The sequence below is a fragment of the Mucilaginibacter flavus genome, assembly GCF_030409315.1.
GTDB classification, from domain to species: domain Bacteria; phylum Bacteroidota; class Bacteroidia; order Sphingobacteriales; family Sphingobacteriaceae; genus Mucilaginibacter; species Mucilaginibacter flavus.
Map to the genome: position 1 here is coordinate 48,117 of NZ_JAUFPS010000030.1, position 7,157 is coordinate 55,273.

The 7,157-nt window shown below is 44.2% G+C and carries 6 protein-coding genes; 3 read left to right on the top strand and 3 right to left on the bottom strand.

The features are described from left to right. The first annotated feature begins 369 nt into the window (after positions 1-369). On the top strand, positions 370-2,829 hold the full coding sequence (locus tag QWZ17_RS14240) for a PIG-L family deacetylase (protein ID WP_290305914.1): 2,460 nt from the start codon (positions 370-372) through the stop codon (positions 2,827-2,829). A 269-nt stretch (positions 2,830-3,098) separates the two neighbouring features. Here the strand turns inward: QWZ17_RS14240 and QWZ17_RS14245 are convergent, their stop codons facing one another. Beyond that, entirely contained in the window at positions 3,099-4,835 is a 1,737-nt protein-coding gene (locus tag QWZ17_RS14245; RefSeq protein ID WP_290305915.1) for a thiamine pyrophosphate-dependent enzyme, read from the bottom strand. A gap of 90 nt (positions 4,836-4,925) precedes the next feature. Here QWZ17_RS14245 and QWZ17_RS14250 point away from each other — a divergent pair, with 90 nt between their 5' ends. Both QWZ17_RS14250 and QWZ17_RS14255 read left to right on the top strand, forming a co-directional pair. Then, a complete protein-coding gene (locus QWZ17_RS14250) occupies positions 4,926-5,246 on the top strand; it encodes an NIPSNAP family protein (protein WP_290305916.1) in 321 nt (106 codons plus the stop codon). A 32-nt stretch (positions 5,247-5,278) separates the two neighbouring features. Further along, the gene (locus QWZ17_RS14255; protein WP_290305917.1) at positions 5,279-5,674 is read left to right on the top strand and encodes an energy transducer TonB; all 396 of its coding nucleotides are present in this window, start codon (positions 5,279-5,281) and stop codon (positions 5,672-5,674) included. A gap of 111 nt (positions 5,675-5,785) precedes the next feature. Here QWZ17_RS14255 and QWZ17_RS14260 read toward each other — a convergent pair whose 3' ends face one another. Continuing rightward, positions 5,786-6,517, bottom strand: a complete 732-nt coding sequence (locus tag QWZ17_RS14260) for a LytR/AlgR family response regulator transcription factor (protein ID WP_290305918.1) — start codon at positions 6,515-6,517, stop codon at positions 5,786-5,788. Then, complete coding sequence (locus tag QWZ17_RS14265) at positions 6,492-7,070, bottom strand: sensor histidine kinase (RefSeq protein ID WP_290305919.1); 579 nt, start codon at positions 7,068-7,070, stop codon at positions 6,492-6,494. Before QWZ17_RS14265 ends, QWZ17_RS14260 begins: the two co-directional genes overlap by 26 nt. Positions 7,071-7,157: the final 87 nt, after the last annotated feature.

Here is a 7,157-nt window from a genome sequence, read left to right on the forward strand (position 1 = left end):
CCGCCTGCTAAGTACTCTCATCACGATATCATTGTACAAATCCTCAGAGGCCTCTGATCGAGAAACCCTGAGGGGACGTAAGTTGCCTGGAGCAATGTCTGGCGGAGACGACTCACCCGGTCGAGGCTACGCCCGACCTGCCCTCTCTCCCGCAAGCGGCAAAGAGGGCAAAAAAAACGGAGTTCCCCTTCCCCTCTATGCGGCGCAGCCGGAGAGAGGGGAAGAACGAGCGTAGCGATGTTCGGGGTGAGTCGTCCCTCGGTTAATTTACATCATGCTTGCCTCGCCTCCCCGTCACCTCCTTGTAACATCTGCTACTTTTGTGATACACAAAATTGTAAATAGGTATCTTTCAATATATTTGTCGCTATGAAGCGGATCAACCTCCTTATAGCCTTTTTAATATTTAATACCTGTGTAATTGCCCAAACATCGCCGCCTACGGACATGGGTACCATACAGCAAAACCTAAAAAAGTTAAACACTTTGGGTAGCGTGCTATACGTAGCAGCCCACCCCGATGATGAAAATACCCGCCTGTTGGCCTACCTGGCCCAGGAAAAACATTACCGCACCGGCTACCTGGCCCTTACACGCGGCGATGGTGGTCAAAATTTGATAGGGAATGAGCAAAGTGAACTGTTAGGTTTAATCCGCACACAGGAGCTTTTGGCTGCCCGTAGAATGGATGGTGCCGAGCAGTTTTTTACCCGCGCTAATGATTTTGGCTTTAGCAAAGGACCCGAAGAAACCCTGAAAATTTGGGACCGGGAAAAAGTATTGGGCGATGTAGTTTGGGTGATCCGTAAATTCAGACCCGATGTGATCATATGCCGTTTTCCTACCACTGGCGAAGGAGGCCACGGGCATCATACTTCGTCGGCTATTTTAGCGCAGGAGGCTTTTTCGCTGGCAGCCGACCCTACCAAATACCCGGAGCAGTTACAATATGTGAAACCATGGCAAGCTAAAAGGTTGTTGTGGAACACCTTTAACTTTGGCACTACCAATACCACCGCTGCCGATCAGTTTAAAATAGATGTGGGTGTTTATAACCCAACTTTGGGCAAAAGCTATGGCGAAATTGCCGCCGAAAGCCGCAGCAACCACAAAACCCAGGGCTTTGGCGCGGCCAAACAACGCGGTGAATCCTATGAGTATTTTAAAACCATTTTAGGCGATGCCCCGCAAACCGACCTGATGGACGGCGTGGAAACATCCTGGAAAAGAGTTAAAGATGGCGGCGATATAGCTGCGTCTGTTGGTGTGATCACCCGTAATTTTATTCCCGAAAGCCCGGAAAAATCGGTGCCAGCCATGGTGGCTTTATTAGGCAAGATTGAAAAAGTATCTGATACCTACTGGCGCGAACAAAAAACAAAAGAGCTAAGCAATTTGATTGCAGCCTGCGCCGGATTATGGTTTGAAAGCTATGCCACAGAAGCAACTTATGCCTTGGGCGATAAAATACAGGTACGATCGCAAGTGGTGAACCGTTATAATGACAAGGTTAAGATCAATAAGATAAGTATTGGTACCGATGTGTTAGATCTTGCATCTAAAATTATCCCGGCCAATCAGCTGCAAAGCTTTGAATCAGCAACGGTGGCCGATAAAATAAGCCAACCTTATTGGTTGGAAACCCCGCATAAACAAGGCACTTATAATTTACCTGACAATACCCTTGCCGGCAACCCGGAAAACCCTGATCTACTAAAAGCTAATTTTCAATTTATTATTGAAGGCAAACCGGTAAATTTTGAACGCAGGTTATTGTATAAATATACCGATCCGGTACGTGGTGAGGTTTATCAGCCTTTGGAGATCACGCCGCCGGTTACCGCTAATATTGATGGCAAGGATTATATTTTCAGCTCAAACCAGTCCCAAACTATTCAGGTGAAATTGAAGAGCTTTACCAGTGGCAGCGGCAGTATCAGCATAAAACCTATTGATGGCTGGAAGATTAGTCCGGATAAAATTGATTTTACCGGCAAGGCTAAAAATGATGAATGGACAGTTGCCTTTACCGTAACACCATCGGATAATAAACCCAAAACAAGCACGCTGCAAATCATCGCGACAGCAAATGGCAAGCCCCATTCCATGTCGTTAAAACGCATTCGTTATGATCACGTACCAGCCATTACCCTGTTCCCTCCTGCCGAAGCTACCCTGGTAAACCTCGATCTGAAAACCGGCGGTAAAAAGTTAGGCTACATAGCCGGTGCTGGCGATTTAATGCCCGAAGCCCTGCGCCAGGTTGGCTATGATGTGCATATGCTAAGCGAAAACGAAATCATGAATAGCGATCTATCCGGCTATGATGCCATCATCACCGGTGTACGTGCATACAACGTAAATGAGCGCCTGGTATATGAGCAACCTAAATTGATGGAATACGTTAAAAATGGCGGCAACCTGGTAGTACAGTATAACAATAACTCGGGCCTGGTGGTAAAACAAATTGGCCCATACCCTTTTACAGTGATGAACCTGAGGGTTACCGATGAAGATGCTGCAGTTACGGTATTGGATCAGCAAAACCCCGCGTTAAACTATCCCAACAAAATAACCCAGGAAGATTTCAAAGGCTGGATTCAGGAGCGCGGTCTATATTTTGTAAGCAACATTGATCCGCAATATAAAACCATCTTCCAAATGAACGATAAAGGCGAATCGCCGCTTAACGGGTCATTAATAGTTGGCGATTACGGCAAAGGCCGGTTTGTGTATACTTCACTGGCTTTCTTCAGGGAGCTGCCTGCGGGTGTACCTGGAGCATACCGGTTATTTGTAAATTTATTGAGCAAGCCGAAAGGAAATTAGTAAAAGTTAAAGATTTGCGAAGTTTTAAAAACTTCGCAAATCTAAAGTATTCGATCTTACTACTTGATACTAACTACTCTCTTTCGCTGCCGCGAGTTTAGCGCAGCGTAACTCGTGGTTTAGTATAGTTTAAGTTTTCAACTTAAACTATACATTCTTGAAATTCAAATTCGATAATTTAAGTTGAAAACTTAAATTATGTTAGCCACGAGTTACGCTACGCTACACTCGCGGCAGCTGTCTTGATACTTGATACTAACTACTTGATACTATAAAAGATCCTTCAAGTGTTTATAATTAGCTTTAACAGTATCCAGCACCTCGTCCATATGGCCGTTAAGCATTAGCTTGGTCATGGATACAGCCATGCCTGCTACCTGTTTTAATTCAATTTTTGGAGGCATTGCCAGGGCGTTGGGATCGGTGAAAACATTGACCAATGCGGGGCCGTCAAAGGTGAGGGCATCGCTTATGGCTTGCTTTACCTGGTCGGGTTCGGTAACGCTTATTCCCTTCATCCCCATGGCCTGGGCAACCAGCGCGAAATCGGGGTTATACATATCGGTTTGCCAATCGGGCAGGCCGGCAACTTCCATCTCCAGCTTTACCATGCCTAAGGAGCGGTTATTAAAAACGATAATTTTAACCGGCAATTTATATTGTACTATAGTGGCGAGATCGCCCAGTAGCATCGACAGACCACCATCGCCACAAAGCGCGATCACTTGCTGACCGGGACGGGCCAACGCAGCACCAATGGCTTGAGGCATAGCATTGGCCATAGAACCATGATTAAATGAACCTATCATTTTACGTTTACCGGTAGCGTTGATGTAGCGCGAACCCCACACACATGACATGCCCGTATCTACCGTAAAAATGGTATCATCATCGGCAAGTTTATCCAGCACATGGGCTACAAATTCGGGATGTATTTTTTCGGTGGTACCACTGTCATCAACATAAGTTTGCATTTTGTCTTTTACATCTGCATAAACTTTAAGCTGTGCTTTTAAAAAGCTGTCATCTGGCTTTTGGGCGATGAGTGGCAGCAGGGCGGTAAGGGTATCTTTTATGGTTCCGCATAAACCAACATCAATTTTGGCACGGCGGCCAATGCGCTCAGGCTTGGTATCTACCTGTACAATTTTGCAGTTGGTTGGCATAAATGGCGTGTAAGGGAAATCGGTACCCAGCAAAATCAACAGATCGCTTTCATGCATGCTATGATAGGCCGATGGCAGACCTAATAAACCCGTCATGCCTATTTCATTGGGATTGTTATACTGGATATCCATTTTTGCTCTGAACGAGTAAGCGACCGGCGCATTTAGCTTTTGCGAAAACGCGACTACCTCATCATGAGCTTCTGACGCACCGATGCCGCAAAAAACAGTCACCTTGCTAAACCGGTTTATCATCTCAGCTAAACTGTTTAGCTCATCATCATTAGGGCGGATAACCGGGGCGGGATTGAAACTTTGGGTTGATGTTTCTATTTCCACAGCGTCCATGGAGCTTAAATCGCCAGGGAGGCCAATTACAGCCACACCTTTTTGATGCAGGGCACTTTGTATACCGGCCTGCAACATACGTGGCAGTTGTTTAGGCGTGGTGGCTACCTGGTTGTAATAACTGCAATCATCAAATAATTTAATGGTATTGGTTTCCTGAAAATAACTGGTACCAAATTCAAAGCTGGCTACGGTTGATGCTATGGCAATAACCGAATCGCCCGAACGGTGCGCATCATACAAACCATTAATAAGATGTACATGGCCCGGACCACTGCTACCTGCGCAACATGCTAAACCGTTTAGCTGAGCTTCGGCGCCGGCTGCATAGGCACCGGCTTCTTCATGGCGTACGTGCACCCACTGAATGCTGCCCTCACGCCTAACAGCATCATTTACCTCGTTAAGGCTGTCGCCGGTTACGGCGTAAATTCTTTTGATACCGGCGTTTACCAGCATTTCAACAAGTTGGTCTGCAACTTTTTTTGCCATATTATTAACCTTATGTCAAATCACAACCCACGAGCACTGTAAGAGTTTTTAAAATTGTAAATTGCTTCATCATTTCAAACTCACAATTTTATGGGACGCATAGTTATTGTAGCCTACAAACCCAAACCCGGCAAAGCCGCGGCTTTAAAAGAGCTTACCAAAAGCCATCACCCAAGGCTTAAAGCAGAAGGTTTTTTGGTGACTGATAGAGAACCTACCATTATGGAAGCTGCCGACGGGATCATCATTGAAGTTTTTGAATGGCAATCGGCAGAGGCTATCCGGCAGGCACATGCTAATCCGGTAGTACATCAGCTTTGGGCCGAATACGCTGAAGTTTGTGATTATGTAAACTTAAACAGCCTGACAGAAGCAGCGAATATGTTCGCAGAATTTAACGCGATAGATTAAAACCTTTTCAATCTCTTAACCTTATAGTGCATATGAAAATAAAACTTTTACCAATCCTTGCAATTTTTGCTTTTGGCTGCCTACCGCAAAACTCCTTTGCATCCGCACCAAAAGATTCCACAAAGAAAAGCGCCGTATTTGCCGAACCTAAAGAAGTATTACCGGAGTTCCCTGGCGGGCAGGAAAAGCTAACAACTTTTATCAAATCAAACCTACGCCCTATTCCAGGCGCTGCCGGTAAACGCATCATTCTATATTTTGTGGTTGAAAAAACGGGAAAGCTAAACCACATTAAAGTTATAAAAGGTGCTACTCCTGCTATTAATAATGAAGCCATCCGGGTGCTAAAACTTTCGCCTAAATGGAAACCGGGTTCGCAAAACGGTGTTATTCGCCGGGTTGCCTATACCACTGCGGTTGTTTTTTAGTTAGAGGTTTTTGAAAGGAGAATGACAGAGGGAAAGACTTATGAAGTTTTAAAAACTTCGTAAGTCTGGGATCTACAACTTTTCAGAACTGGCATGATTGCCGGCTATCGCCTAACTAAAATGAAAGTTTTCGGCTTTTAGTCGTCGTTGCATTTCCTGTTTGTAGTTACGGCCAATAGGCAATTCGTGACCGTTAACTTCTACACTGTATGCGTAAAATGATTTAATATGGCCTATCGCGATAATGAAGGAACGGTGTGCACGTACAAACTTGTTTTCGGGCAGCATTTCTTCTAAGAGGCTTATCTTTTGTTTGCTGATGTAAGCGTTATCCGTGGTAATTACCTTAACATAATCGCGCAGGCTTTCAATCCATAAAATATCCTTTACATTTATTTTAATGGTTTTACGTTCAACTTTCAGATACAGGAAAGCTTCGGTATCGCCAACCGGTTTGTCTGCAATTTGAGCAATATTTGTTTTACCGGCATTGCCTTGATAAACCTTATCAATAGCCCGCATAAATCTATCAAGTGCTATGGGTTTTAACAGGTAGTCAACCGCGTTAAGATCGAAACCATCAACCGCATATTGGCCGTAAGCGGTAGTAAAAATAGTTTTGGGTGGATTTTTTAGTGTTTTTAAAAAATCAATCCCATTAATTCCCGGCATCTGAATATCAAGAAACATCAGGTCGACCGGTTTTTGCTGCAGTAACTGGAAAGCCTGAATAGCGTTGCTGCATTTACCTACCAGTTCCAGATCAGGAAAGTAGCCAAGGTAATTTTCAATTACCTCAATAGCATAGGGCTCATCATCAACTATAACTGTACGTAGCTTCATGTTGGGATAATTGAGAGGCAGGTTGCGGTTCAAAATTTAGTTTCAGATCAAGTACGGCCAAAAAAATCTCTTTATCATCGGTTACTTTAAGTTGATGTGTTAAGGGATAAATTAACTCCAGTCGCTTTTTTAGGTTTTGTAATCCAATATTTCCGGCCTTATCTGTTTTGTTGATCTTATATCCCGGTTTACTGTTTGATATTTTTAGTTTAAGCTCATCGCGCATCATATACAGGCTAATGTTAACCCAGGCATCATCGGTTTGCCCGCTTACACCGTGTTTAAACGCGTTTTCAATAAGGGGCAGCATCAGTAAGGGTGCAATGAGTTTGCCTTCGGTGTCGCCATAAATGTTAAAGGTAACATCCAACCGGTTGTCATACCTTAATTTTTCCAGGCTTATATATTGCTGCAGCATTACTACTTCCTTGCTCAGGGGTACCTCGCTGCTATCGCATTCATAAAGCATATAGCGCAGGATGTTACTGAGGTTAAGGATCAGTTGCGGCGATTTTTGCGATTGATTGAGACTCAACGCGTAAAGGTTATTCAACGTATTGGTAGTGTCTCAGTTTGATTTTATGGTAGTGTCTCAGTTTGATTTTATTTTGCCAATCTAACAATTTCTTCCAGAGTCATT